Below are 23,085 nucleotides of genomic sequence, written 5' to 3'. Positions count from 1 at the left end.
TGATAGTGCTCTATTTCATTTCAATTATACCCTCACAGTATCAATATTAATTCATTGTACGTTAAAATAGTGTCAATATATAAAAGCTATTTATACCTAACATAACAAATAACTGCCTTGTGAATACATGTGCTTATCTTAAAAATGCCATAAAAAAAGCGGTGATCACTCACCACTTACAGTCGTTTTATTAACGATAATTATTCAGATACAACCATTCAACTAACTTAGCGTGATACGTTTATTATTTTGCAGTGCTTTACTTTTAGAGCTTTTAAATGTGTTGTTCTCACTTTGAATAAAATAGACCGATAAGTCTTGCTCATTGGCGACAATTTTACCTTCAACAGGCCCTAAACATAACATTGAGGTTGCCCAAGCATCACTCACAATCGGGTTATGACCAAATACAGAAGCTGACACTAAATCATGGGTTACTGGTGCTCCCGTTCTAGTATCTAAAATATGGGAATAATCTTTTTTGCCATCTTTAAAATTGTGGTGGTAAGTGCCAGAAGTATTTAATGACACACCATCTTCCGCATTAATATTAACGATAGTATAAGGACGAATACCGTCTTTTAATGCTATTGGCTGTTCAATAGCGACTCGCCATTTTTGACCTTCAAGTTTGCGACCTTTAATTTTCATATCGCCGCCAAACTCAACTAAATAATTATTAACGCCATCAGCTTCTAAGATTTTACTTAGCTGACTGATCGCATACCCTTCGCCCATTGAAGATAGATCTACTTGTATCTGAGGAATGGTTTTTCTGATCCGTAAATTTACTGGATCAATTTCAATCTTATCAATACCAATATCTTTTTTTATCGCCGCTATTTGCTGAGCTGTCGGCACATTAAGCGTCTCACCTTGAAAACCCCACAATTTATACAAAGGCTGAATCGTAGGATCATAACAACCGTGACTATCTTTATTTAATTTTTTCGCAAGCGACAACATATAAATGAAATCTTTAGAAGCGGGTTGCCACTGAGTCGATATGCTGTGATTAAACTTAGAAATATATGAATCATTGCGATAAGTGGAATATTCTTTATCAATCGCTGCCAGCTTTTTATTAAACTGTTCAGTTACCTTCGCCACAGGTACATCCTGTTTTGACCAATATGTCACATGGTAGCTAGTACCTTCAGCAAAACCCGTGATCTTGTGTAATTTTGGCGCTTGACTACAACCAGACAACAGTACGATAGCAGATAACGACAACGCGGTAACATAGCTTCGCTTTGACAATAATTTTGGCGAATAGGTGAACATAAAACGACCTTAGATCTCTAAATAATGGTCGAAGTCTAACAATAGCGCCGAAAGATCGCTAGGCCATAAACAAATAACACCACGCCTACTTATTCTCAAAAAGCATAATCTCTAGTCATGATCTTAATCTAACGTTTTCTTAAACCGTATTGACGCGACGATTAGTCCTACAATGGTGAATATAATTAACCATAATGTATCACGCCACAAATCGACTAAATCAGCACCTCGCAACACAATGCCACGAATAATACGGATAAAATGGGTGGTTGGTAATACCTCTGCAATCCATTGGGCGACAACGGGCATCCCTTCATAAGGGAACATAAACCCTGATAGTAAAATTGATGGCAATAAAATAAAAATGGTCATTTGCATCGCTTGTAGCTGCGTAGTCGCTTTAGTCGAAATCACCAGACCTAAGGTTAAACTCGCAACAATAAACAACAATGTACCAAGCAATATTTGCGTTAATGAGCCATTAATTGGCACATCAAAAATGATATGTCCCAATCCTAAAATAATAATGGATTGAATAAGACCAATAAATATATACGGCGTTATTTTGGCAAGCATCAACTCTAATGGCTGAATTGGGGTTGTGATTAATAACTCTAAATTACCCTGTTCTCGCTCACGTACAATGGCAACCGAGGTAAATAAAATCATTGTCATGGTTAATATCACCCCCAGTAACCCTGGAATAATATTAATTGCAGAGCGGCGCTCTGGATTAAAATACAACGTCACTTCAAAATTATTCGGTTGAAGTTTACGTTGTGAAATAACTTCTGTTAGCGGCATTTTTTGTAATTGCATGATGGTCGAGCTGATCAATGCATCAGATCCATCAACCAACCATTGACCTAATATTTGCTGCTTCGCTATTCGTCGTTGAAAATCAGGCGGAAGCACTAATACCGCTTTTACTGTGCCATCCATAATCGCTTGTTGCCCTTGCTGAGGCGTGGCATAACTCGCGATAACATCAACGACCTGCGTGGCTTTAATCGACTCCACCAGCATACGTCCAGTCGCTGAGTGGCTCTGATCAACGATTGCAGTAGGCACATTACGAACATTGGTATTGATAGCGTAACCAAATAATAACAATTGAATTAATGGGATCATTACGATCATACCAAAGGTGATACGATCCCGACTTAACTGCCGTAACTCTTTGCTAACAATTGCATTGATCCGCAATAGACTCGACCATAAGCGAGTGATCATTGTCGTCTCTCCCCTGTGCTGGTTACAAAAACATCCTCAAGGCTTGGTCGACTAATTGTTATTATCGCTGTTGCTAATACGGGTATTTGTATTTGTAACCAACCAACAGGATCCTCAACATCCTTTGACACCAACACCCGTAACCTTACTCCAAGTTGAGCTGCAGATCGTACTTGGGGTAATTGTATAATTTTCGCTTTCAATTGACGTAATTGCTGGGCTTCTATTTCAACAACCGTCACCGCCATTGCTGCCATAAGTGCATTTGGTGTTCCGTTAGCCCGTACGATACCCGCTTCCATAATAGCTAAGCTGTGGCACCGTTCTGCTTCATCCATATAATGTGTCGTGACTAAAATCGTGGTGCCTTGATCCGACAGATCAAATAATTTTTCCCAGAAATCACGTCTATTTTCAGGATCAACAGCTGATGTTGGTTCATCGAGAAGCAATAAATCGGGCTGATGGATGGTGGCTGCCGCTAATGCTAAACGCTGTCGCTGTCCACCACTTAATTCACTTGCTCGTCGTTTAGCCCGTTGATCAAGCCCATAAGTGATTAATTGTTGTTGAACACGTTGTTGTCGTTGTGCTCTTGGCATACCAAAAATCTGTCCCATAAATTCAAGGTTTTCTTGAATGGTTAGATCTTGATATAACGAAAATTTTTGGGTCATATAGCCAATACGTAACCGTAATTGTTCGGCTTGTCGTGGAATATCAAATCCAAGCACATTCACATTGCCAGTGGTTGGAGTTAATAATCCCGTTAACATTCTTAATGTGGTCGATTTACCGCAACCATTAGGACCTAAGAAACCATAAATAGTCCCTTTAGGTACCACTAAATTCAGATTATCGACCGCAACAAAATCACCAAATTTTCGACTTAGATTAGTTGCAATAATCGCATTATCGCTCATGTGGCATCTCCACTTGAACTGGCACCCCTGCTGGTAAATCCCGACCCGTTTCAGGAAAGTCTACTTTGGCCAAATACACTAACCGCGCTTTATCACTACCATTGAGAGTGTAATAAGGTGTAAAAGAAGGCATGGTTGCTATCCAACGTACTGTGCCTTGAAAAGGCTGTTTAATACCATCAACATGTATCGTTAATGTATTGCCTGCTTGAATATTGACGCGATAAGGTTCTGGTACATAAATACGCGCATAAGGGATGGTCGGGGGCGTAATAATTGCAATGGTTGCGTTAGCAGCAACACGATCACCGATATGATATGGCAAGCTTTCAACAACACCATTACGAGTGGCAACGATTGTGTAGTCTTGCAAAATTTGTTGTTGTAACGTTACATCAGTGGTGGCAGCCATTAATGCTGCTTGAGCTTGTTTGATATCTTCAATACGCTCACCACTGACTATTTTTTTCAGCCCATTAATTGCTGTTTGTAGTTCAGCTTGTGCTATATCACGCTGTGTTTGAGCACGATCACGCTCTGCCGTTGACACAACTTTTTTAGCAAATAAGCGTTGTATGCGTTGATTATCTTCACTTTTATCGAGGAAGTTCGCTTGGTATTGTTCCACTTGTGCTTGTGCCGCAGCAATATCTTCAAGACGAGCGCCATTGGTTAAACGCTGTAAATAAGCTTGTGCTTGCTGCTTCACTGCTCGCGCTTTAGCTACTCGCGTTTGTTGTTGTTGCGATTTCAGCGTTGCAACTACCTGACCTTTTTTAATTGCACTGCCTTCAGCAATAGGTTGCGAGGTGATAATTTCATTTGCTGTTGCTGTAAGGGCTATCTGATCACGTTCAATCGTGCCAAGTGCTAAAGTGGCTGCTTGATCATTACATCCCGTTACAACGATAAATAAGGCAATAAAAATACAATAATGCCACAATACTTTTTTCATAATCAGCTCCATTGAACTCAAATACTATCCATACAAAACAAGCTTACAATGGCTCTTCTATGGGCAATAATAATCCTCCAGTGATCACTTTTATATTATGCTCAAGCAAACGCACAAAAAAATCTTCATTAACTTCAACACCTTGAATGTTTAATATCGAAGGTGGTGCGATAAAAGGAAAAACCATTAAACTCATAAAAGATATTTTACATAAACGAGGATCTAAGTCAGCACGAATAACGCCTTGCTGAGCTAATGGTTCAAAAATTTGATGTTGTAATGGTTGGGTAATTTCCGTAAATATTTTTTCCATCGCTATACGCTGATTATTGGTATTCGGTAAATACATTAATTGAAATATCAACCGTGGAAAAGCCGGGTTTAAAGTCATTACACGATAATACGTTCGCATTAAATCAAAGAGACTCGTGGTGTTTTTTTCTACCAATAATTGTTGTATCAATATTTGAATTGGTGCGAGAGTTTCCCGTACCATCGCCTCAAATAATCCCTCTTTTGAATTAAAGTAGTAACGGATCATCGCGACATTTACCCCTGATTTCTGAGCAATCATTCGTGTTGACACTTTATCGTAAGCCATCACAGAAAATAATTCTCGCGCATGAACGATCAATAATTGGCGAGCATTTATATCGATATTTGGTCGTCCACTCGCTCTTTTATTTAGTTCATTGCTCATCTATACCTCATGTAATTAATCATTTGTTTAATTATACGATCGATATTGCTCGCTTTATAAACAAATAATTATTCAAAAAAGTACTAAATGATTAATTACTCATTTCTTGATGCAGCTTAAGTGACATCCATCATCAATCTTAGCCGTAACTACATATAGTTAAATGCTGCAAAATAGCGACTAAATAAGCTTATAATTCCTCATGTTATAGCTTTGACATTCTCATATCGAAGTAAAATAAATCTTTTAAATAATTATTATTTACTATACTGAATCCTTATTACCATTTTTGATAATCAATATGTCATTTTTGCCTATATACCAACGTAAGCTACAGGCTCTAAAATGCTACTCTTTTTCTTTTGAATACCGCATTGCTTGCTGTTTTATAACACATTTTGCGGACTTAACCTGAGGGCCTTTAATGGGCGATATCGCAAAATCTGCTGCAAAACTAAGCGTTTTCTCGATAATAATGATCACGATAACCTCGGTAGATAGTATCCGTAATTTACCGGGCGCAGCACTCTTTGGCAGCCATGCTATTTCTTTCTTTTTACTTGCGGGACTATGCTTCTTTGTACCAACAGCATTAGTCTGTGCAGAAATGAGCACCACTTACCCAAAACAAGGCGGGGTTTACCTGTGGGGTAAAGAGACATTAGGCCATAACTTTGGTTTTGTTACCGTGTGGTATCAATACGCTGAAAATATTGTCTATTATCCACCACTGATATCATTTATTGTTGCGACGGGTACTTACCCATTCTTCCCCCATTTAGCAGAAAATAATATTTTCATGTTAGTGATGATTAATGTTATTTTTTGGGCGCTGACCTTAGTTAACATCTTTGGCTTACGTCTATCATCACTGATCACTAATGTTTTTGGTATGATTGGTCTGATCTTCCCTATTTTGCTTATTATCGCATTAGGTGGCTATTGGACATATACTAACCCTGAAGCATCACATATCTCATTACGTCATGTTTCAGATTGGTTACCAGATTTCTCTCAAAGTGGTATTGGTGCTAGTTTTACTGCTGTGGTGTTATCACTTACTGGCATTGAAATCACTACCGCTTATGCAAATGAAGTTAAGAACCCACAAAAAGCCTACCCTAAAGCATTATTAGTTTCGACTATCATGATTTTAGTCTCGCTAACAGCTTGTTCATTATCTATTGCAGCGGTTGTTTCACACAATAACTCAAGTTTAAGTGAAGGTATTATTCTGGCGTTTAAAACCTTCTTTGAAGATATGAATTTACCCTTCTTATTACCTGTAATCGCACTTGCAATTGTATTTGGTAGCTTGGCTAGTTTAAATAACTGGATCATTGCTCCAACTAAAAGTTTACACGTTGCAGCTAAAGATAAGTTTATGCCAATGCGCTTATCTAAAGAAAACCGTAATAAAGCACCAGTGCCACTACTGCTATTGCAAGGTGCTATTGTTAGCTTATTATCGTTAGTGTTTGTGTTAGTGCCCAATGTTAACCAAGGTATGTGGTTACTTAATATTCTGATGACGCAACTTTACATGGTAATGTACATTTGTATTTTCATCAGTTTCTTAGCATCACGCCGCAAGCATCATCATATTGAGCGTCCTTTCCGCGTACCAGGTGGGAAATTTGGCATGGTCATCGCTTCAACACTGGGTTTAATCAGTTGTTTCGTCACTATTTTTGTTTCTTTCGATGTACCATCTAGCATTAACAAAAGTACTGCTGCAATTGCATTAATTTCAGGATTTATTATTTTTAGTTTTCCAGCGATTGTTGCTATTATTTATCGTAACAAGCAGCTCAAACAGGCTTAATGACTCAAATAATCATCGTCTATAGCGACATAAAAAAAACCGCAGTATTAACAATAATACTGCGGTTTTTTATATATTATGGCACCTATTAATGTAGTGCTTCATGATGACGTAATTCACGCAAATATCGATAAATGGTATGTATAGAAATATTCAGCCCTTGAGCTGCAATCTGCGCACTGTCTTTTAAATCAAAAATATTCATTTCATTTAAACGTGTAACAATTTCACGGCTTTTCTTTGAAGGAGGAATACTATTATCTCCCATAATCTGAAGACGAATAGATTCAATTGCGCTATGCATCATTTCATCGTTATTTCGAGCAAACGTTTCAGCAGTGAAACTATGATCACAATGAGACGTGATATTGGGTAAGAAAGATTGGATCATTGATTGAAATGGCGCATCTAAATTGGTGTTAACACATAGCATACCAATTGGATGTTGAAGATGGTTACGAATAATAGTAGTAATTGAATGTAATGTTTTACCATCAGGACACTTAGTTATATAAGCGTCTGAAATATCTTTGCCTTCATTCAGTTTGACTAAAGCAAGGTTAGTAATCGGTGCTCCTACTTCTCGTCCGGTGATATGGCCATTCACTATTTTGATTATCGATGGATGACGAATATCTAAGCTGTGTAATAACACTTCTGTATGTTCACCTCGCATTGCAGCAATGCCATCAACAATATTCTCAATTGCATGAAGAATATGATAATCACTCGTTGTTAATTTTCGTAATAACATTCATAGCTCCATTGGTTAAATCATAGATACAAAAAAACCGCCTTCTACACTCATCCTATTTGTGAATGAATATAGATTAGGCGGTTAAAATGCAGTGATTATGCAGACATAATCTTAATTATTGTTCTGTCAGTATTTGTCATACCTTCAGTAACCATACGACCTACATTGCGGATCGTAGTTTCAACGTCATTAGCAACAATACCTTGAGCATGTGCCTCATGGTTATCAATTGCCATTAACGAGCTCATTACAGCTGAACTGGTTGAACTCTTCACTTTCATCGCACACGTCGATTTAGCACCATCACAGAACATACCTGTGGTATCACTCAGCGTATTTTGAATAGCAAAACAGATTTTTTCAAATGAGCCGCCTTGCAGATATGTCATCGCCATTGATGCTGCTGAGCTTGTTACCGCACAGCCACAAAATGGTGATAGTGGTGGATAAAAAGACTTCATGTAAATGGCACCTAAGTGACTCATGATAAGTGCACGAGCAAGTTGCTCATCGGTTGCTTGGCAATGCTCTGCAAAAACAATCACAGGCATAGATGCACAGATACCTTGGTTACCACTACCATAGTTACTCATCGCTGGTAGTGTTGCACCACCCATTCGTGCATCAGACGCGGCAGCAGAACGCATTACAGCACGATTTGCCAGACCATCACCTAATAGACCATTTTCGATATTTTTTTGATAAGTACGGCCGACTTGCAGACCATATTTATTATTCAAACCTTCGTTAGAAAGCGCTACTGTGAGTTCACGTGCTTGTAGAATAAATTCAATATCTGCAAAATCGGCTTCTGTTGCAAACTTATAAATACCAGCAATAGAGATATCGATATCGTCACATACAGAAGCGGTGGATTTTTGCTGTTGCTCACAGCCATTTAAAGCTGTCGTATCATAAACAATCTCACCGTTTAGCGTCTTTTTAATGATTTGTGTATGACCACCACTAATTTCGACAGTAGCAATACTGTCGCCCGCTTTTGCTTCTGCATAACAATAAATAAACTCTTCAACATCCTTACGACCTACATGCACTTTACCTGCATCAATAAGTTGTTGAGCTTTCTCGACATCTTCTGCTGTAATGTTAACTAAAACTTCCAGACCACCTTCAGGATTACCACCGATAGCACCTACAGCGGAAGCAATTGGCAAACCAATCTTACCTGTACCAGGCACAAACACACCCATTGAGTTCTTAAATAAGTTGTCTGAAACCTTAACTGTTAATTCTTCAACCTCTTGACCCAATAACTGGGCAACAACAGCTGAGGCGTAGGCTGCTGAGATAGGCTCAGTACAACCAAATGCCGGTTTAACTACAGTGTTAATGATTTTTTTGTATTGCTTCCATTGTGTATTCATATTGATGACCCTTAATGGTACTAATTATTTTAGTTATTATTTATGAGTAAATTACTTACGGTATGCAATTGCTTCAATTTCAACCAACGCACCCATTGGTAAGTCTTTAACAGCAAAGCAGCTACGTGCTGGACATTCTGTTGTAAAGAATTCTGCATAAACTTTATTAAAAGCAGCAAAATCATCAATATTTGCTAAGTAACATGTCGTTTTAACAACCGTGTTCATATCACCGCCGCCAGCCTCTAATACAGAACGTAAATTTTCTAGAGATTGACGAGATTGCTCAGCAACACCACCATCAACAATACCACCTTTCTCTTTACATACAGGTAGTTGACCTGATGTGAAAATCAATTCACCAAATGCATTACCGTGAGAATAAGGACCAATTGCGTCAGGTGCGTTTTTTGAAGTGATTACTTTTGACATGTTTTTTATCTCTCTAATCTAAAATTCAAATTTAGTTTAACCTTTAAACTTTAGATAATGCAACTTTATTTGCAATCAATTTTGAAATCATATGTTCCAACTTTAAATAAATAGCATTTATTCGTTATCAATCAAGGATTAAGTTATACTTTATTATAAAAATAATCAAAAACGGTCACAATATAGTGTATAACAACTTGTAACTTGCATTGCAAAACCTATTTAAATCAAATATATTTGCACAAAATAAAATAGTAAAAAAACACCGTAGACATATTTTCTGCAATTATTTTTGAATTAGACACACTCATTAAAGTAGGCCGCTCATGAAGAAACAATTAATACAAGCAGGACTAAAAGCTATCTTTCCTCTTTGCGTAGGAGCATTTCCTTTCTCCTTCATTGTAGGTGCGATCAGTATTAATGCCGGCATGTCTGTTTTACAAAGTACGTTATGGTCATTAACCGTCTTTGCAGGATCAGCACAAATGGTAGCGCTTGGTTTAGTACAATCATCAACCGAGATTATTGTTATTTTTGTTACCACGTTTGTTATTAATTTACGCCACATTCTTTATAGCGCCTCATTATCCGAATATGTAAAAGAATACAACATGCCAACACGAATGCTGATGTCGTATGGTCTAACTGATGAAGTGTATGCAGCAACCATTGGTGAAATGAAGCAAGAAAAACCAGGGCGTCAGTGGTTTTATTTAGCAGCAATGTTTGGTTTTTGGGTTAACTGGGTCGTTGCCGATTTCTGTGGTGCAATGATTGGCTCTTCATTCCCACATATTGCTGATTACGGTTTAGATTTTGCGATGGTCGCAGCCTTTATTGCGATTGTTATTCCACAAGTTAAAAAGCGTGAATGTATTGTGGCCGCTGTTATTGCAACAGTCACTGGTATTTTATTATCAGGCTTACCTTATTCATTAGGGCTTGTTATTGCGGCAATCGTTGGTGTTTACGCAGGTTACAAAATGGATATCTCAACGGAGAGAATGGAAGCTGAAACCAAAGCAGAAGCTAAAAAAATCATTCTGCAAGAATTAGCTGATGAACAGCAATACCAACAAACTCTTTCATCAACTACTACAATTAATAAATAGTAAGGATCATAACCATGCATACTCACGCACATATTGCTTTAGATAATGATTATGTTCTTTATTTATCACTGGCGATGATTGCCGCCACATTTATTATTCGCTTTGCTGTAATTGGAATGGCAGGTCGTTTTAATATGTCAGAGCGATTCAAAAAAACATTGCGCTTTGTTCCAGTTACTGTTTTACCCGCTATTATTGCGGTGGAAATTTTAGGTAAAGGATCAAACTTTGCATTTAACTTAGAGAACCCTAAATTATTAGCGGCGATTGTTTGCACTATGATAAGTTTACGTTTTGGTCTTATTTGGGTGGTTATTGGTGGTTTGCTTTCATTAATTTTATTCCAAACTTACCTTGATCCTATGATGCACTTCTTTCATCACCTAATGTGCTAAATAATATTACTAACTCTCGATAATAATAAATGTTCCACTCTCTCTTTCCCGAGCTTTACCGCTCGGGTTTTTTATTTTTATCAAAAAAAAGCCTAGTCTGATAACAAACGAGGCTTAATTAACATATCAATATGTATTATTTTTGTGCTAAGCGTACGTGATCAACATCAACTTTAGTATGGTTAAATTCTTTATCGATTTCACCTTGAATCGTAATTTTTGTTTGTGGTGTAACATGAAGACCGAACCACTTGTCATGATCAATTTCAACTGTCATCGTGCCACTACCATCAGTAAAGGTATAATGCTCGCCACCAAGAGATGAAGTTAAGTAACCTGTTAATGTAACAGGAGTATCATCACTAAACATACCTGCATCTACGACACCTTTAACTGTGTTAATACCGTGTGTAGGACCTGAAAAACCTTGTTGTTGTGGTTGAGCAACTTGATTGATAACTTGGTTATTAGCAAATACAGCTGTTGATGTCATTGCCGCTAGTAAGGTAACCAGTAAAATTGACTTTTTCATTATTTAATCACTTCTTAATCTAATATATGGCTAATATTAAATGCCTATTCAATAATGACATTTAATAGATAATTTATTGATGACGTATTAGAAGAAATACGTTGTATTTACTGTCACGTTACCGCCATTTGCAGTACTGTCGACATAATACTCCATGGCTGCACCAATATTGATATTACGGTAGACGTTATAATCAATACCAATGCTGGCTATTACACCAAACTCACTCTTATTTTTGCTTTCGCCACCGAGGCGAGGGGTACTATATTCAATATCATCATTTAATACATTTTCATATTCATCTTGAGCCGATGATGAATAATCATATTGTGTGTAAGTAATACCAGCACCGGCTTTTAATTGTACTTTTTCAGTCAGCGCATAAAAATAAACAGGTTTAACGATAAACTGTTTAGCATTAATATCAGCTTCCCACTCTCTTTCATGGGTATAACTATTATTGTTAACTAACGGTAAATGCTGACTGGTTGAGCCTTCTAATTCAAACTGCTTATAACCTAACTCAATACCGATATTATTACTGCGGTAACCCACAAAGCCACCAAAGGTTGTTGATGAGTTACTTGGCGTTACCGTTTTAGCATCGGCAACAAAGTGAGTGCTAAAATCATGGTTAATTGAAGTTGCACCAACCTCAAGGCCAACATACGGTCCAGCAAATGCTGGTGAACATAGTAAAGCTAACGGTAATAATAATTTGTTATTCATCGTGTTATAAGCATCCAAAGCTCTTTCGTTGGAGTAACTTTATAACCATAAGCGTGAAGAGATCGTGAAGAAAGTGACCAATAACAAATTTAAATGAATACCAACCAATGCATAACTCAAATAAATTAGATATGCATCACATTAAGTGACAATAATTAACGCCAAGGTCACCGCACCGATATAACAATTACTGCGACATAAACCACAACCATCACACCGACGACTGTCGACTTGTGGCTGTTGATTGGCATTGATCGTTAATGCTTGTTGAGGACATTGCTCAACACAGGCTTGACACTGTCCAGAGACGCGATTGAGACAACCCGCGCTAAATGTTGGTCGATATTCAGTATCTGCGATTGGTGATGATAATGCCAGTGTTGGACATACTCGCTGACACTCTCCGCATTGAGTACAATGGTTATAATCAAGATTTAACTGCGGTTTATTATCATCACCCCATTCGATCACTTGCTGCGAACATTGTTGTTCACAAGCTTTGCAGCCATTGCACAATGTCGTAAATAACGCCTCGTCGACTGCTGTTGGTGGTCGAGCAATACTACGGATCACTGTAATCTGTTGTTGAGGCTGACTGTTCTTTAGCCCGCCAAATAAGCCTCGAAATAATCCACGACGGCTCACATGGTAGTGATCCAAACAACTACGGTAATAACGCTCGTCGCGGTCAGCCATTAAAAATAAACCTTCATATCAGCAGGTGTTAGGATTAATTCTTGTTGTACATAGTGTAACCACTGCTGCATCGCTACAGCTAGATACTGATAGGTTTGTGTTTTTGCATTTTTCTCCACCAGCTCGAGATAACGATAGCCCCAAGGTAATAAATGTTGCTCAAGTAATTCTCTTGCTGCTACATGATCTGACTGCTGTTCAATAAGATTTGCTAACGCCAACAACATCAACCCAAATTGATCTTCAGGTTCTCGCATTCCCGTATCAAGTGCCATTTGTTGCTGAGTTAAAAACTCACGATAGCGTAATAATGAATCACCAAATATCACTTGCTCACGATCTAAATACACAGATCCCCACGGGGGGGCGGGCATTACGTCCATGCCTTCAAATAACTGCTGAAAATCTGTTGCTAAAGCAATATCACCGTCTATTGCCATTCGCTGGGCCAACCCAGAAAACAAACTTTCCTCATCACTGTCACCCATTGCTTTTAGAAGCTCAAGGTTATTTGTATGTGTTAATGGAAAATAAAAAAGGCTACCAAATACACGCGCTAAAATTGTTATTTGTTCCATCGAATACTACTCAACTCAAATTTTTGCAAAAGATAACGTAAAAACATAAAAAGTAAATTGTTCTGTGACAAATTAATAAAATTAACAATAAAACAAATAAGAATAAAAACATTAAAATCAATAATATATACCTTTAAGGCATAGCAAAAACAGTGATTGCCATCACAAACACGTTTAAAATCGTTTTATTTACACATAATCATTAATATTTATTGATAAAGAGCAAAGTTATAAATGATTTTTACCGACATTATCGCGAAAAAATTGCAGCACATAAAAAGCATGCTGCTTAATAAAGAGAATGTCGTTCAATGAAAACAAAAATAAAGCAGTTACTCAGCCCTATTTTTACCCGTCGAGACTTTATTAAATCAAGCTCTGCCGTTGGTGGACTTGCCGTTGCAGCGAGCAGCCTTTCGCTACCATTTAAAGCTCAAGCCTCACAGCCTGTAGAAAGTAAGAGCAAAGAAAAAGTCGTTTGGAGCGCTTGTACCGTTAACTGTGGTAGCCGATGTCCATTACGTATGCACGTTGTTGATGGTGAGATAAAATGGGTTGATGCTGATAATACAGGTACCGATCAATATGGCGATCACCAAGTACGTGCCTGTTTGCGTGGGCGTTCTATGCGTCGTCGTGTTTATAACCCTGATCGCCTTAAATACCCAATGAAGCGTATCGGTAAACGTGGTGAAGGTAAGTTCAAGCGTATTAGCTGGGATGAAGCTTACGATGAGATTGCCAACAACCTAACCCGTATTCGCAAAGATTATGGCAGCGAAGCGATTTATCTGAATTACGGCACAGGAACACTTGGCGGTACTGTTACTAAATCATGGCCTCCAGGCAGCACACTTATTGCACGGCTAATGAATTTAACCGGTGGTTATTTAAATCATTACGGTGATTATTCGACAGCCCAAATTGCAGCTGGTTTAAATTACACTTATGGTGGTTTTGCGGCTAATAACTCATTTTCTGATCTTGAAAATACCAAATTAATTGTTCAATTTGGTAATAACCCGGCAGAAACACGCATGTCAGGTGGGGGTAATATTCACCATTTGATGGAAAGTAAGCAACGCTCAAACGCTAAAATGATCATGATTGATCCACGTTATAATGACACCGCTGGCGGGCGTGAAGATCAATGGATACCAATTCGTCCTGGTACTGATGCTGCATTAGTCGCCGCTATTGCCCATGTGATGATCAAAGAAGACATGGTAGATCAAGCTTTCCTTGATACTTATTGTGTTGGTTATGATGCTAAAACCCTACCCGCTTCAGCACCTGCAAACTCAGATTATAAGTCTTATATTCTTGGTTTAGGTGAAGATAAAACAGAAAAAACACCGCAATGGGCTGCCCCAATTACAGGTATTCCAGTAGATGTGATCATCAAACTGGCACGTGAAATTGGCTCAACGAAACCATGCGCAATTTACCAAGGTTGGGGACTACAACGTACCGCTAATGGTGAGATTGCCTGTCGCTCAATTGCAATGCTATCACTACTAACAGGCAATGTTGGTATTAATGGCGGCGGTACTGGTGCGCGCGAATCTGACTACAACATTCCGTTTGTTCGCTTCCCTATTCCTGCCAACCCAGTAAAAACTGCCATTTCAATGTTCTTATGGACAGATGCTATTGTTCGCGGCCCTGAAATGACGGCGAAACGTGATGGCGTGCGCGGTAAAGATAAACTTGATATGCCAATTAAGTTTATTTGGAACTATGCTGGTAACTGTCTGATTAACCAGCACTCAGACATTAACCGTACTCATGACATTCTGCAAGATGACAGCGCGTGTGAAATGATTGTGGTGATCGATAACCACATGACCTCATCTGCGAAATATGCTGATATTTTATTGCCTGATCTGACAACGTCTGAGCAAGCTGATTTCTGTATGGATGCTAAAGCGTCAAACATGCCGTATTTCATCTATGCCGATCAAGCTATTAAGCCACAATTTGAAACCCGTGGTATTTACCAAATTTGTAGCGATTTAGCCAAGCGTTTAGGTGTAGAGCAAGCCTTTACTGAAGGCCGTGATCAAGAAGGTTGGTTGCGCCACTTATACCAGTTAACTCGCGCGAGTGATCCAAGCTTGCCTGACTTTGAAACTGTGCGTAAGCAAGGCATCGTTAAACGTCGTGATCCTAATGGACACTTTGTGGCGTATAAAGCATTCCGTGAAGATCCACTCAACAATCCATTAACTACGCCTTCAGGTAAAATTGAGATTTACTCAGAACGACTGGCAACCATCGCTTCTGAGTGGGAATTAGCCGAAGGTGACGTTATTCACCCACTGCCAATTTATGCTACTACGCCTGAAGGTTGGAATGATCCTAAACGTCAGCAATTTCCGTTACAACTGACCGGTTTCCATTATAAAGCGCGCTGCCATTCAACCTATGGCAACGTCGATATTATTAAAGAAGCTGCTCGTCAAGAAATGTGGATCAACCCAATGGATGCCGAACAACGCGGTATTGCCAATGGTGATGTGATCCGTATTTTTAATGACCGCGGCGAGCTCCACATTAATGCCAAAGTGACTCCTCGTATGATGCCTGGTGTGGTTGCACTTGGTGAAGGTGCTTGGTATGCCCCTGATGGCCAGAAAGTCGATCACGGTGGTTGTATTAATGTATTAACAACGCAACGTCCAAGTCCGCTAGCAAAAGGCAACCCGCAACACACCAACTTGGTGGAAGTACAACTGGTTAATAAGGCATAAGGTTAGATCATGAAACAATACGGCTTTTATATCGATTCAAGTAAATGCACAGGCTGTAAAACCTGCCAGTTATCCTGCAAAGATAACAAAGACTTAGATGTTGGCGTTAACTACCGTCGCGTGTATGAATACGCGGGCGGAAATTGGGTAAAAGAAGGTGATACGTTCCGCCAAGACGTATTCTCTTACTACTTATCCATTGCCTGTAATCATTGTGATGAACCCGCCTGTGCCAAAGTGTGCCCGTCAGGTGCAATGCACAAACGCGAGCAAGATGGCTTAGTGGTTGTTAATGAGGATATTTGTATTGGTTGTAAGTATTGCACCATGGCTTGTCCTTATGGCGCGCCACAATACAACGAAGCCAAAGGTCATATGACAAAGTGTGATGGTTGTTTTGAGCGGGTCGAGCAAGGCTTAGATCCCGTTTGTGTCGGTTCTTGTCCACTACGTGCATTAGAGTTTGGTGATATTACCGAGCTCCGCGCGAAATATGGCACTAATGCTGATGTTGCGCCATTACCGCCATCATCACACACCAAACCCAATCTTGTAATCAAAGCAAACCGTCATGCTCGCCCTTGTGGAGACAAAACTGGTTTCTTAGCAAATCCTACGGAGGTTTAATATGGCTTGGCATGAATGGCCGCTAATCGTTTTTACCGTATTAGCACAAACAGCTGTTGGCGCTTATCTATTAGTGGGCAGTGTTATTTTACGTAACACCCTAACTACAGAAGTCAGTGATCGCTTACACAAAGCGATGTTCTTTATTTGGGTTTTAATGGGCCTAGGTTTTATGGCATCAACCATGCACCTTGGCAGCCCATTACGAGCATTTAATGCGTTAAATCAAGTGGGAAGTTCATGGTTATCCAATGAAATTTTCACCGGTAGTCTATTTTTTGCATTAGGGGGAAGTTACTGGCTATTAGCACTGTTAAAGCTCGGGCCTGTGGCATTACGTAACATCATCTTAGTGGTAGGTATGTTGGTTGGTATCAGCTTTATCTATTCAATGATCATGGTGTATTTAATTAGCACAGTACCCACATGGAATACCCTCTATACACCGCTAGCATTTGTACTAACCACACTCTTATCAGGATTGATTTTTGGTCACCTATTACTGACGATTGCCAAGCATCATAATGCAGACATGGATAATGCACTGCCATTAGTTGGTGCCATTTTTGCCGCGTTATATATTGTGGTTGTGGTTGGTCAGATTATTGACTTGCATAACACAACTTCAGCGTTAGGCTCGGCGATGGATGTGATCCCTAATCTGATGCAATTACAAATCCTACGGATCGGTTTATTGTTTGCAGCGATTATCTGCTGGTTTATTCCACGGCTCATTAAAGCACGACCAACACTGTTCACCATGTTGTTAAGTCTGATCTTTATCTTACTTGCTGAACTCACTGGGCGTGGTATTTTTTATGGGCTTCATATGACTGTTGGTCTGTAATATAACTTTTATTATACCAACCAAACGATTTTAAGCTTGGGCCTCCTGTATATTAGGAGGCCTTTTTTATTAGTGTTTACAATACAATAAATTAGTCAACATCGACGATTGGCTTAGGCAATACCGCAGCACTGCCATCCATTGGACGAAGATAGTTATCCCAAATGGTTAATGTCCGTTGTTGCGTTAATGCAAGTTTACAAGAAAGTGCCATAACGCCACGTATTGTGCCCTGCTGCCATTGAGTATACACAGCATTACATTCTGCTTTTTGGTATTGTAGCCATTGCTTTTGTGCTATTTGTATTGCATCAACAAGCTGCTTATCGGTGCTATTTTGCTTGATTGCCTGCGTTAAATATTGTTGCAACTGTTGATTGGCCGTATCAAATTTATTCTCAGCACATTGATTAATTTCAATCGTTGTATAAGCATTATCACAATCAACTTTTGTCGTTTGTGCCGTCGCCATTGCCGAACTTGAGACCAATAACCCACTTATTAAACATAACTTTTTCATTTTACCCTCGGCTATTTTATTTTCATTATTATTTGTCTATTTTTATATTAATTATTTACTATCGAATCGGCCTGTAACACTAAACTATGGTGACGTTTCAAATATAATAAATTATTTAACTGAAATGTGGATTTTCAATTTTCACATGCGAGTTATAATGAAAATTGAAGTGGCCTAATAGGCGATTCACCCTATTTGGCGGACTTATTTTACCGATTCTCATCATGAATTCGCCTATTTAATTGTTAGGAGTTTTAATGAGTATCGCTATTCTTGTTTTTCTGGTCATTCTTAATGGCTGGTTTGCTATGTCAGAAATAGCCTTAGTAACATCTCGAAAAAACCGGTTACAGGTGCTTGCAGATGAAGGCGACCCCTCAGCCATTACGGCATTAAAATTAGCCAATAAACCGACCACTTTTTTATCAACTATTCAAATTGGTATTACCATCATTGGTATTTTAAATGGTGTTATTGGTGAAGCAGCTTTAGCCGGACCTATTTCATCATGGTTGAAATCATTTGGCGTTCAGGCACACACTGCATCCATTTCTGCTACCATTATTGCGGTGGTTATTATCACCTATTTTTCAATTGTTGTTGGTGAGTTAATCCCTAAGCGCTATGCCCAAGTTAATGCAGAGCCATTGGCATTACGCGTTGCTCGCCCAATTCGTTTACTGTCACTGCTGTCACGCCCCTTTGTTATTTTATTAGCTGGTTCAACCGAATTATTCCTGCGCATCTTTAGTAACAGTACCAATAATAGTAACCATTTAACCGAAGATGATATTAAAGCCATTATTAATGAAGGCTCTCAAACCGGTATCATTCATCAACAAGAGCATGCGATGGTACGTAATGTTTTCCATTTCGATGATCGTAAAGTTTCATCCATGATGACCCCAAGAAGTGACATCAGTTATCTCGACCTTGATCATGCGGTTGAAAGCTATCAACAAAAATTACTCGCCAGCCCTTTTTCATGCTTACCTGTTTGTAATCACACTATTGATGACGTCAAAGGTACCATCACCGCAAAACAATTATTACGGTTTGAGCTTGATAATCGTCATGATGTCTCAAAAAATATTATTGATTATATCACTCAGCCACTCTTTATTCCGGAAACCTGGACTGGTACAGATTTACTTGAAATGTTCCAAGAGTCTGGTAGTGAAATTGCTTTTGTTGTCGATGAATATGGTGATATTCAAGGTATTGTTACGCCACTGGATATCCTTGAGGCGTTAACAGGCAAATTTACCACTCAAGATCCAACTGATGTATGGTCGCAAAAGATAGCCGATAATCATTGGCATCTTGATGGGCTCATTCCAATCACCGTTGTAAAAGATCTCTTAGATTTAAAAAAATTACCTGATGAAGACCAAAATGGCTATCAAACATTGAATGGTATGCTTATGTGGATCAAAGGTGGTTTGCCTCAAATCGGTGATATTATTACTTGGCAACAATGGCGTTTTGAAATTCTGATTATTGATCACAATCGCATCGAGAAAGTGAATGTCTACTCATTTGAGACATCTCAGCCTAATGAATAACAATTACTGAGTATCTGCCTTTGTGTGCAGATACTCTGTATTGATTGTATTAATTCACTCGTGACCATGCATCACGCCAGTGTTGAGTTTTACCTGGCGCATAACCTTCTAATTCGCACCATGGGGTTGCAGGCCAATCACGACAACGGTAAACATTACCATTTGGCATTCGCACCCTATCACCAGCACTGTATTTCACTCCGGCACGATAACGGGTTACCTTAAAATTATTTGGTTTAGTGTGATTATTATCATTATCAATTAAACGAACTAATTTCCACGGACCCGATTCATTATCACGTTGAGGACGATCGCCCTGTGTCCACCACTTAGCGATCCACAAACGGCCTAAATAACGCGCACTCTCACCTTTGGTGTAGACGGTTTCTTTATTCCATGCTTGTAGCCCAGGTCGCTCACTTGGTAATGTTGCTGGACGATCATTGGCGTGCGCGACTAACGAAATCGACGTCAGTGACAATGCACTAAGTACACACATAACAAGCAATGCGCTTTTTTTCATCATAGCAGCTATCCCTATCTACATATTCGCACTAATTTTGATTGTTGTATTTTATAAATTTATCACTGAAAGAACAGCAAATAAGCGCATTATATTGTAAGCAAGGGTATCTGAGTGCTTAATAGCCGCCGGTTTTACGGTATTCCTGTTCTGCAAACTTCTTGCCTTCTGCTGCAGCAGCTTGACAAGCTTGTGGATCAACATCACCACGCTGAATAACATATCGTGTTAATTGCTGGGCTTTTTGATTGCGATTGAAAAATTCATGGTAGCCGATATTACGACAGAGTTCCCACGATGACACACCAGCTGCATTATCAACGGTATAACTGTTTGACGGTGTTCCCGCACAACCCGTTATTACGATTGCCGTCACCGCCGCTACTATTATCTTTTTCATGTTTATCCCTATTGTGAACAACTTATTAATGACACACTCTTTATTATATTAAAGGGAATGTTTATTTAGCTGTGATTGTAGTCTACAGCTGAACACTATAACAACTGAATCTATTTTATCTTTTCATCAACAAGATACATAACTGTTGTAAATATTTCCTTGATGGTGAGTCCAATATTTAGCGCCTATTTTCAGCGACGACTCCCCTTGCCTACCCCATTAAATAATTTACTTTTGCGCTAGTAATTAAGCTCAAATTAGCATAAGTTGCGAGGCAATATTAATACCGTGATCAGGATACTTTCCATGAACAATTTTCAGAGCTACTCTCAGCTCCTTCCTTGCTTTGATTGTCGTAAAAATACAGCTGAATCTGACTTAGGCTGGTTAACACCTGCAATGTATGACAGCGTCCAACAACAAATTACCGCAATCATCACAGGTGATGCTGCTTTTGGTGATGATCTAACAGTAATTATCACTTGTACTCCTGAAGAAGCGCGTGATTACTTATTATTAAATGCATTTGGTTACACTGAAGAAGAGTTAACCTCAAATGGTATTGATGCTGATGATATGAAAGACATTGAACAAGAAATCGCAGCCAGCACAACTGCATTAGGTCAAGTGGCTTTTGAACACGAAATCGCACTGCAAGCTTGTAGCACTTGTGAATAATCGTAAGTTATAGTATCAAAAATAAAGCTGTTAGCCTTATTAACAGCTTTATATTATTTAATACTATTTATACCAACATTAATCATAAAATAAACTTTAGCTCTTAATATGCCTTTTTATTATACATTGATTTATCTGCTAAAATTAACATATCCCAAAAGTTTGCTATTGATTCATCATAAACAACATAACCAGATGTAATACTAATAGGTATTTTCATTCCATCAAATAATATTGCCTCTTGAGTTACATCATTTACTATATCAGCAACTCTATCTTTAATATTTACACTATCATTTTTAAAATTAATTAATAATAAAAATTCGTCACCGCCAATTCTAGCAACAACATCATTTTGTCTAAGGTTATTTTTAATTCTTTTACTTAATACCATTAGAATTTTATCACCAGCAGCATGACCATAACTATCATTAATATGTTTAAATTTATCGATATCTATATTAACAATAATAAATGTTCCATCAATACTGCCTAATTTAGCTTGTTTAAAAAGCTTAGCTAATCTTTTAATTAAATACCGTCTATTGGGTATCTTTGTTAATGCATCATGATAAGCACGATGTTCGTTAGTAATATATAATAATGCTATACTTAAAAATAACACTATAAAACAAAAAAGTAATGGATATGCAATAATTCTGACATTATCATCAAAATAGTCAACACTGTGTTTACTATGTGAAAGATAAATACCCCACTGTCCAAATGGCAACTTAACTTCTTCATAAAAAAGATAATTATCTATTGCTTTTGGTTGTCCATAAATAAAATTCTTCTGCTGACTATCAGATTCATTAATAATCGACAAGTCATATTTTTCAAAGTTTTTCATCGACGTTAATGTTTCAAATAATTTATCGTAATTAATAACGCCACTTATCACTCCCCAATATTGATTATTATTTGGATAATCATAAAATACTGGAACTCTAACAATTAACGCCTTTCCTCCCTGAATTAAACTAATTGGACCAGAAATTAATATTTGCTTTGTCATTCTTGCTTTGTTTATATCTTTCCATTGTTCAGGATTGTTTTTATAAACAAGTCCAATCGCTTTAGAGTTCTTTTTAAATGGGTAAACAAAATCAATAATATCATTTTTTGCAAATCCGACACTTGTCAAATGTCCGCTTTTTAATATTACAGCTTCAGATATTTTATTTAATACTTCATTACGATTTTCAAAATCTATCGTAGCAATATCTGCCAATGTACTTGTTAAATAAATATCATTAACCAAATTAGATTCTAATTCAAAGCGTAATGCAGCTAAGTTTTCTTTTGCTTTGTTATTAATGTCATGAGTAATTTGTTTATTATAAGTAGAATTAATATTCTCAATCATTACAACACCAATAACGGTTATAACTAAAGTAACAATTAAAAATATTATAGTTTTTCGTTTTCTATCCATAATTAAGTTCTTTATTATTGTTCATTTTTACCACTCCAAATAAGAGTCTGGTTTATAACAATTTAGTAGCATTTCCTTGCTATGACCATTCTAAACCATTTACTTTATATTGCCAACCATTTGAAAATAAAACAAAAAAATTGAGAGATGTATCAAAATTAAGCAATGTTATTATCTTAAAATCAAAAAGCCACT

24 protein-coding genes are annotated in these 23,085 nt (G+C 38.0%); 8 read left to right on the top strand and 16 right to left on the bottom strand.

Annotated features, from left to right (window positions below; translation table 11 throughout):
- Positions 1–222: 222 nt before the first annotated feature.
- The 5 genes from G6R09_RS08470 to G6R09_RS08450 all read right to left on the bottom strand — a co-directional run bounded on the left by G6R09_RS08470 (position 223) and on the right by G6R09_RS08450 (position 5,095).
- Positions 223–1,284, bottom strand: coding sequence for an FAD:protein FMN transferase (locus G6R09_RS08470; RefSeq protein ID WP_065166141.1), 1,062 nt, complete (start codon positions 1,282–1,284; stop codon positions 223–225).
- 123 nt (positions 1,285–1,407) lie between these two features.
- Positions 1,408–2,517, bottom strand: a complete 1,110-nt coding sequence (locus G6R09_RS08465) for an ABC transporter permease (protein WP_065166142.1) — start codon at positions 2,515–2,517, stop codon at positions 1,408–1,410.
- Complete coding sequence (locus G6R09_RS08460) at positions 2,514–3,440, bottom strand: ABC transporter ATP-binding protein (protein ID WP_065166143.1); 927 nt, start codon at positions 3,438–3,440, stop codon at positions 2,514–2,516. Before G6R09_RS08460 ends, G6R09_RS08465 begins: the two co-directional genes overlap by 4 nt.
- Entirely contained in the window at positions 3,430–4,395 is a 966-nt protein-coding gene (locus G6R09_RS08455) for an HlyD family secretion protein (RefSeq protein ID WP_163921671.1), read from the bottom strand. Before G6R09_RS08455 ends, G6R09_RS08460 begins: the two co-directional genes overlap by 11 nt.
- Before the next feature lie 43 nt (positions 4,396–4,438).
- Positions 4,439–5,095 (bottom strand): TetR/AcrR family transcriptional regulator, encoded by a 657-nt coding sequence (locus G6R09_RS08450; protein WP_163921669.1) that lies wholly within the window; start codon positions 5,093–5,095, stop codon positions 4,439–4,441.
- 424 nt (positions 5,096–5,519) lie between these two features.
- Between G6R09_RS08450 and G6R09_RS08445 the strand changes: the two genes are divergently transcribed.
- Positions 5,520–6,920 carry an APC family permease gene (locus G6R09_RS08445; protein WP_065166146.1) on the top strand — a complete coding sequence of 467 codons (1,401 nt, stop codon included), beginning with the start codon at positions 5,520–5,522 and terminating at the stop codon, positions 6,918–6,920.
- A gap of 88 nt (positions 6,921–7,008) precedes the next feature.
- Here G6R09_RS08445 and G6R09_RS08440 read toward each other — a convergent pair whose 3' ends face one another.
- From G6R09_RS08440 to G6R09_RS08430, 3 genes are all read right to left on the bottom strand, one after another.
- The gene (locus G6R09_RS08440; RefSeq protein WP_065166147.1) at positions 7,009–7,674 is read right to left on the bottom strand and encodes a transcriptional regulator; all 666 of its coding nucleotides are present in this window, start codon (positions 7,672–7,674) and stop codon (positions 7,009–7,011) included.
- Between the two features lie 98 nt (positions 7,675–7,772).
- The gene (locus G6R09_RS08435) at positions 7,773–9,062 is read right to left on the bottom strand and encodes a serine dehydratase subunit alpha family protein (RefSeq protein ID WP_065166148.1); all 1,290 of its coding nucleotides are present in this window, start codon (positions 9,060–9,062) and stop codon (positions 7,773–7,775) included.
- Positions 9,063–9,113: 51 nt separating this feature from the next.
- The gene (locus G6R09_RS08430; protein WP_065166149.1) at positions 9,114–9,494 is read right to left on the bottom strand and encodes a RidA family protein; all 381 of its coding nucleotides are present in this window, start codon (positions 9,492–9,494) and stop codon (positions 9,114–9,116) included.
- 326 nt (positions 9,495–9,820) lie between these two features.
- Between G6R09_RS08430 and G6R09_RS08425 the strand changes: the two genes are divergently transcribed.
- A complete protein-coding gene (locus G6R09_RS08425; protein WP_065166150.1) occupies positions 9,821–10,609 on the top strand; it encodes an AzlC family ABC transporter permease in 789 nt (262 codons plus the stop codon).
- A 14-nt stretch (positions 10,610–10,623) separates the two neighbouring features.
- Positions 10,624–11,004, top strand: a complete 381-nt coding sequence (locus G6R09_RS08420; RefSeq protein WP_065166151.1) for an AzlD domain-containing protein — start codon at positions 10,624–10,626, stop codon at positions 11,002–11,004.
- Between the two features lie 136 nt (positions 11,005–11,140).
- On the opposite strand, the gene G6R09_RS08415 is transcribed toward G6R09_RS08420, so the two are convergent.
- The 4 genes from G6R09_RS08415 to G6R09_RS08400 form a co-directional block, all read right to left on the bottom strand.
- The gene (locus G6R09_RS08415; RefSeq protein ID WP_163921666.1) at positions 11,141–11,536 is read right to left on the bottom strand and encodes a YgiW/YdeI family stress tolerance OB fold protein; all 396 of its coding nucleotides are present in this window, start codon (positions 11,534–11,536) and stop codon (positions 11,141–11,143) included.
- A gap of 87 nt (positions 11,537–11,623) precedes the next feature.
- The gene (locus G6R09_RS08410) at positions 11,624–12,265 is read right to left on the bottom strand and encodes an AcfA family outer membrane beta-barrel protein (protein ID WP_163921663.1); all 642 of its coding nucleotides are present in this window, start codon (positions 12,263–12,265) and stop codon (positions 11,624–11,626) included.
- 141 nt (positions 12,266–12,406) lie between these two features.
- Positions 12,407–12,961 carry a ferredoxin-type protein NapF gene (gene napF / locus G6R09_RS08405; protein WP_107204459.1) on the bottom strand — a complete coding sequence of 185 codons (555 nt, stop codon included), beginning with the start codon at positions 12,959–12,961 and terminating at the stop codon, positions 12,407–12,409.
- Positions 12,961–13,539: a molecular chaperone gene (locus tag G6R09_RS08400; RefSeq protein ID WP_163921661.1), complete on the bottom strand. Its 579-nt coding sequence runs from the start codon at positions 13,537–13,539 to the stop codon at positions 12,961–12,963. Before G6R09_RS08400 ends, napF begins: the two co-directional genes overlap by 1 nt.
- 311 nt (positions 13,540–13,850) lie before the next feature.
- On the opposite strand from G6R09_RS08400, the gene G6R09_RS08395 reads away from it, so the two are divergent.
- Genes G6R09_RS08395 through G6R09_RS08385 form a run of 3 tightly spaced genes read left to right on the top strand, consistent with a single transcriptional unit; the run spans position 13,851 to position 17,766 of the window.
- Complete coding sequence (locus tag G6R09_RS08395) at positions 13,851–16,292, top strand: DmsA/YnfE/YnfF family dimethyl sulfoxide reductase (protein ID WP_163921658.1); 2,442 nt, start codon at positions 13,851–13,853, stop codon at positions 16,290–16,292.
- 9 nt (positions 16,293–16,301) lie between these two features.
- On the top strand, positions 16,302–16,919 hold the full coding sequence (locus G6R09_RS08390) for a DMSO/selenate family reductase complex B subunit (RefSeq protein WP_065166157.1): 618 nt from the start codon (positions 16,302–16,304) through the stop codon (positions 16,917–16,919).
- Between the two features lies 1 nt (position 16,920).
- Positions 16,921–17,766 (top strand): DmsC/YnfH family molybdoenzyme membrane anchor subunit, encoded by an 846-nt coding sequence (locus G6R09_RS08385; RefSeq protein WP_065166158.1) that lies wholly within the window; start codon positions 16,921–16,923, stop codon positions 17,764–17,766.
- Positions 17,767–17,857: 91 nt separating this feature from the next.
- Here the strand turns inward: G6R09_RS08385 and G6R09_RS08380 are convergent, their stop codons facing one another.
- Positions 17,858–18,286, bottom strand: a complete 429-nt coding sequence (locus tag G6R09_RS08380; protein WP_163921655.1) for a lysozyme inhibitor LprI family protein — start codon at positions 18,284–18,286, stop codon at positions 17,858–17,860.
- A gap of 257 nt (positions 18,287–18,543) precedes the next feature.
- Here G6R09_RS08380 and G6R09_RS08375 point away from each other — a divergent pair, with 257 nt between their 5' ends.
- Positions 18,544–19,851 carry a hemolysin family protein gene (locus tag G6R09_RS08375; RefSeq protein ID WP_163921652.1) on the top strand — a complete coding sequence of 436 codons (1,308 nt, stop codon included), beginning with the start codon at positions 18,544–18,546 and terminating at the stop codon, positions 19,849–19,851.
- 49 nt (positions 19,852–19,900) lie between these two features.
- On the opposite strand, the gene G6R09_RS08370 is transcribed toward G6R09_RS08375, so the two are convergent.
- On the bottom strand, positions 19,901–20,377 hold the full coding sequence (locus G6R09_RS08370; RefSeq protein ID WP_065166161.1) for a carbohydrate-binding protein: 477 nt from the start codon (positions 20,375–20,377) through the stop codon (positions 19,901–19,903).
- A 115-nt stretch (positions 20,378–20,492) separates the two neighbouring features.
- Complete coding sequence (locus G6R09_RS08365) at positions 20,493–20,774, bottom strand: hypothetical protein (protein WP_065166162.1); 282 nt, start codon at positions 20,772–20,774, stop codon at positions 20,493–20,495.
- A gap of 306 nt (positions 20,775–21,080) precedes the next feature.
- Here G6R09_RS08365 and G6R09_RS08360 point away from each other — a divergent pair, with 306 nt between their 5' ends.
- Complete coding sequence (locus G6R09_RS08360) at positions 21,081–21,452, top strand: hypothetical protein (RefSeq protein WP_065166163.1); 372 nt, start codon at positions 21,081–21,083, stop codon at positions 21,450–21,452.
- A 103-nt stretch (positions 21,453–21,555) separates the two neighbouring features.
- Here G6R09_RS08360 and G6R09_RS08355 read toward each other — a convergent pair whose 3' ends face one another.
- A complete protein-coding gene (locus G6R09_RS08355) occupies positions 21,556–22,890 on the bottom strand; it encodes a diguanylate cyclase domain-containing protein (protein WP_163921649.1) in 1,335 nt (444 codons plus the stop codon).
- Positions 22,891–23,085 lie beyond the last annotated feature (195 nt).

The sequence above is a fragment of the Photobacterium sp. Alg240-V54 genome (genome assembly GCF_900537155.1).
Lineage (GTDB): Bacteria > Pseudomonadota > Gammaproteobacteria > Enterobacterales > Vibrionaceae > Photobacterium.
This window is presented reverse-complemented; position numbering and strand designations above follow the sequence as displayed.

What these genes read in the sequence shown, in the direction of transcription:
- G6R09_RS08470 (WP_065166141.1), bottom strand. Translation starts at nt 1,284, where the DNA reads ATGTTCACCTATTCGCCAAAATTATTGTCAAAGCGAAGCTATGTTACC.
- G6R09_RS08465 (WP_065166142.1), bottom strand. Translation starts at nt 2,517, where the DNA reads ATGATCACTCGCTTATGGTCGAGTCTATTGCGGATCAATGCAATTGTT.
- G6R09_RS08460 (WP_065166143.1), bottom strand. Translation starts at nt 3,440, where the DNA reads ATGAGCGATAATGCGATTATTGCAACTAATCTAAGTCGAAAATTTGGT.
- G6R09_RS08455 (WP_163921671.1), bottom strand. Translation starts at nt 4,395, where the DNA reads ATGAAAAAAGTATTGTGGCATTATTGTATTTTTATTGCCTTATTTATC.
- G6R09_RS08450 (WP_163921669.1), bottom strand. Translation starts at nt 5,095, where the DNA reads ATGAGCAATGAACTAAATAAAAGAGCGAGTGGACGACCAAATATCGAT.
- G6R09_RS08445 (WP_065166146.1), top strand. Translation starts at nt 5,520, where the DNA reads ATGGGCGATATCGCAAAATCTGCTGCAAAACTAAGCGTTTTCTCGATA.
- G6R09_RS08440 (WP_065166147.1), bottom strand. Translation starts at nt 7,674, where the DNA reads ATGTTATTACGAAAATTAACAACGAGTGATTATCATATTCTTCATGCA.
- G6R09_RS08435 (WP_065166148.1), bottom strand. Translation starts at nt 9,062, where the DNA reads ATGAATACACAATGGAAGCAATACAAAAAAATCATTAACACTGTAGTT.
- G6R09_RS08430 (WP_065166149.1), bottom strand. Translation starts at nt 9,494, where the DNA reads ATGTCAAAAGTAATCACTTCAAAAAACGCACCTGACGCAATTGGTCCT.
- G6R09_RS08425 (WP_065166150.1), top strand. Translation starts at nt 9,821, where the DNA reads ATGAAGAAACAATTAATACAAGCAGGACTAAAAGCTATCTTTCCTCTT.
- G6R09_RS08420 (WP_065166151.1), top strand. Translation starts at nt 10,624, where the DNA reads ATGCATACTCACGCACATATTGCTTTAGATAATGATTATGTTCTTTAT.
- G6R09_RS08415 (WP_163921666.1), bottom strand. Translation starts at nt 11,536, where the DNA reads ATGAAAAAGTCAATTTTACTGGTTACCTTACTAGCGGCAATGACATCA.
- G6R09_RS08410 (WP_163921663.1), bottom strand. Translation starts at nt 12,265, where the DNA reads ATGAATAACAAATTATTATTACCGTTAGCTTTACTATGTTCACCAGCA.
- napF (WP_107204459.1), bottom strand. Translation starts at nt 12,961, where the DNA reads ATGGCTGACCGCGACGAGCGTTATTACCGTAGTTGTTTGGATCACTAC.
- G6R09_RS08400 (WP_163921661.1), bottom strand. Translation starts at nt 13,539, where the DNA reads ATGGAACAAATAACAATTTTAGCGCGTGTATTTGGTAGCCTTTTTTAT.
- G6R09_RS08395 (WP_163921658.1), top strand. Translation starts at nt 13,851, where the DNA reads ATGAAAACAAAAATAAAGCAGTTACTCAGCCCTATTTTTACCCGTCGA.
- G6R09_RS08390 (WP_065166157.1), top strand. Translation starts at nt 16,302, where the DNA reads ATGAAACAATACGGCTTTTATATCGATTCAAGTAAATGCACAGGCTGT.
- G6R09_RS08385 (WP_065166158.1), top strand. Translation starts at nt 16,921, where the DNA reads ATGGCTTGGCATGAATGGCCGCTAATCGTTTTTACCGTATTAGCACAA.
- G6R09_RS08380 (WP_163921655.1), bottom strand. Translation starts at nt 18,286, where the DNA reads ATGAAAAAGTTATGTTTAATAAGTGGGTTATTGGTCTCAAGTTCGGCA.
- G6R09_RS08375 (WP_163921652.1), top strand. Translation starts at nt 18,544, where the DNA reads ATGAGTATCGCTATTCTTGTTTTTCTGGTCATTCTTAATGGCTGGTTT.
- G6R09_RS08370 (WP_065166161.1), bottom strand. Translation starts at nt 20,377, where the DNA reads ATGATGAAAAAAAGCGCATTGCTTGTTATGTGTGTACTTAGTGCATTG.
- G6R09_RS08365 (WP_065166162.1), bottom strand. Translation starts at nt 20,774, where the DNA reads ATGAAAAAGATAATAGTAGCGGCGGTGACGGCAATCGTAATAACGGGT.
- G6R09_RS08360 (WP_065166163.1), top strand. Translation starts at nt 21,081, where the DNA reads ATGAACAATTTTCAGAGCTACTCTCAGCTCCTTCCTTGCTTTGATTGT.
- G6R09_RS08355 (WP_163921649.1), bottom strand. Translation starts at nt 22,890, where the DNA reads ATGGATAGAAAACGAAAAACTATAATATTTTTAATTGTTACTTTAGTT.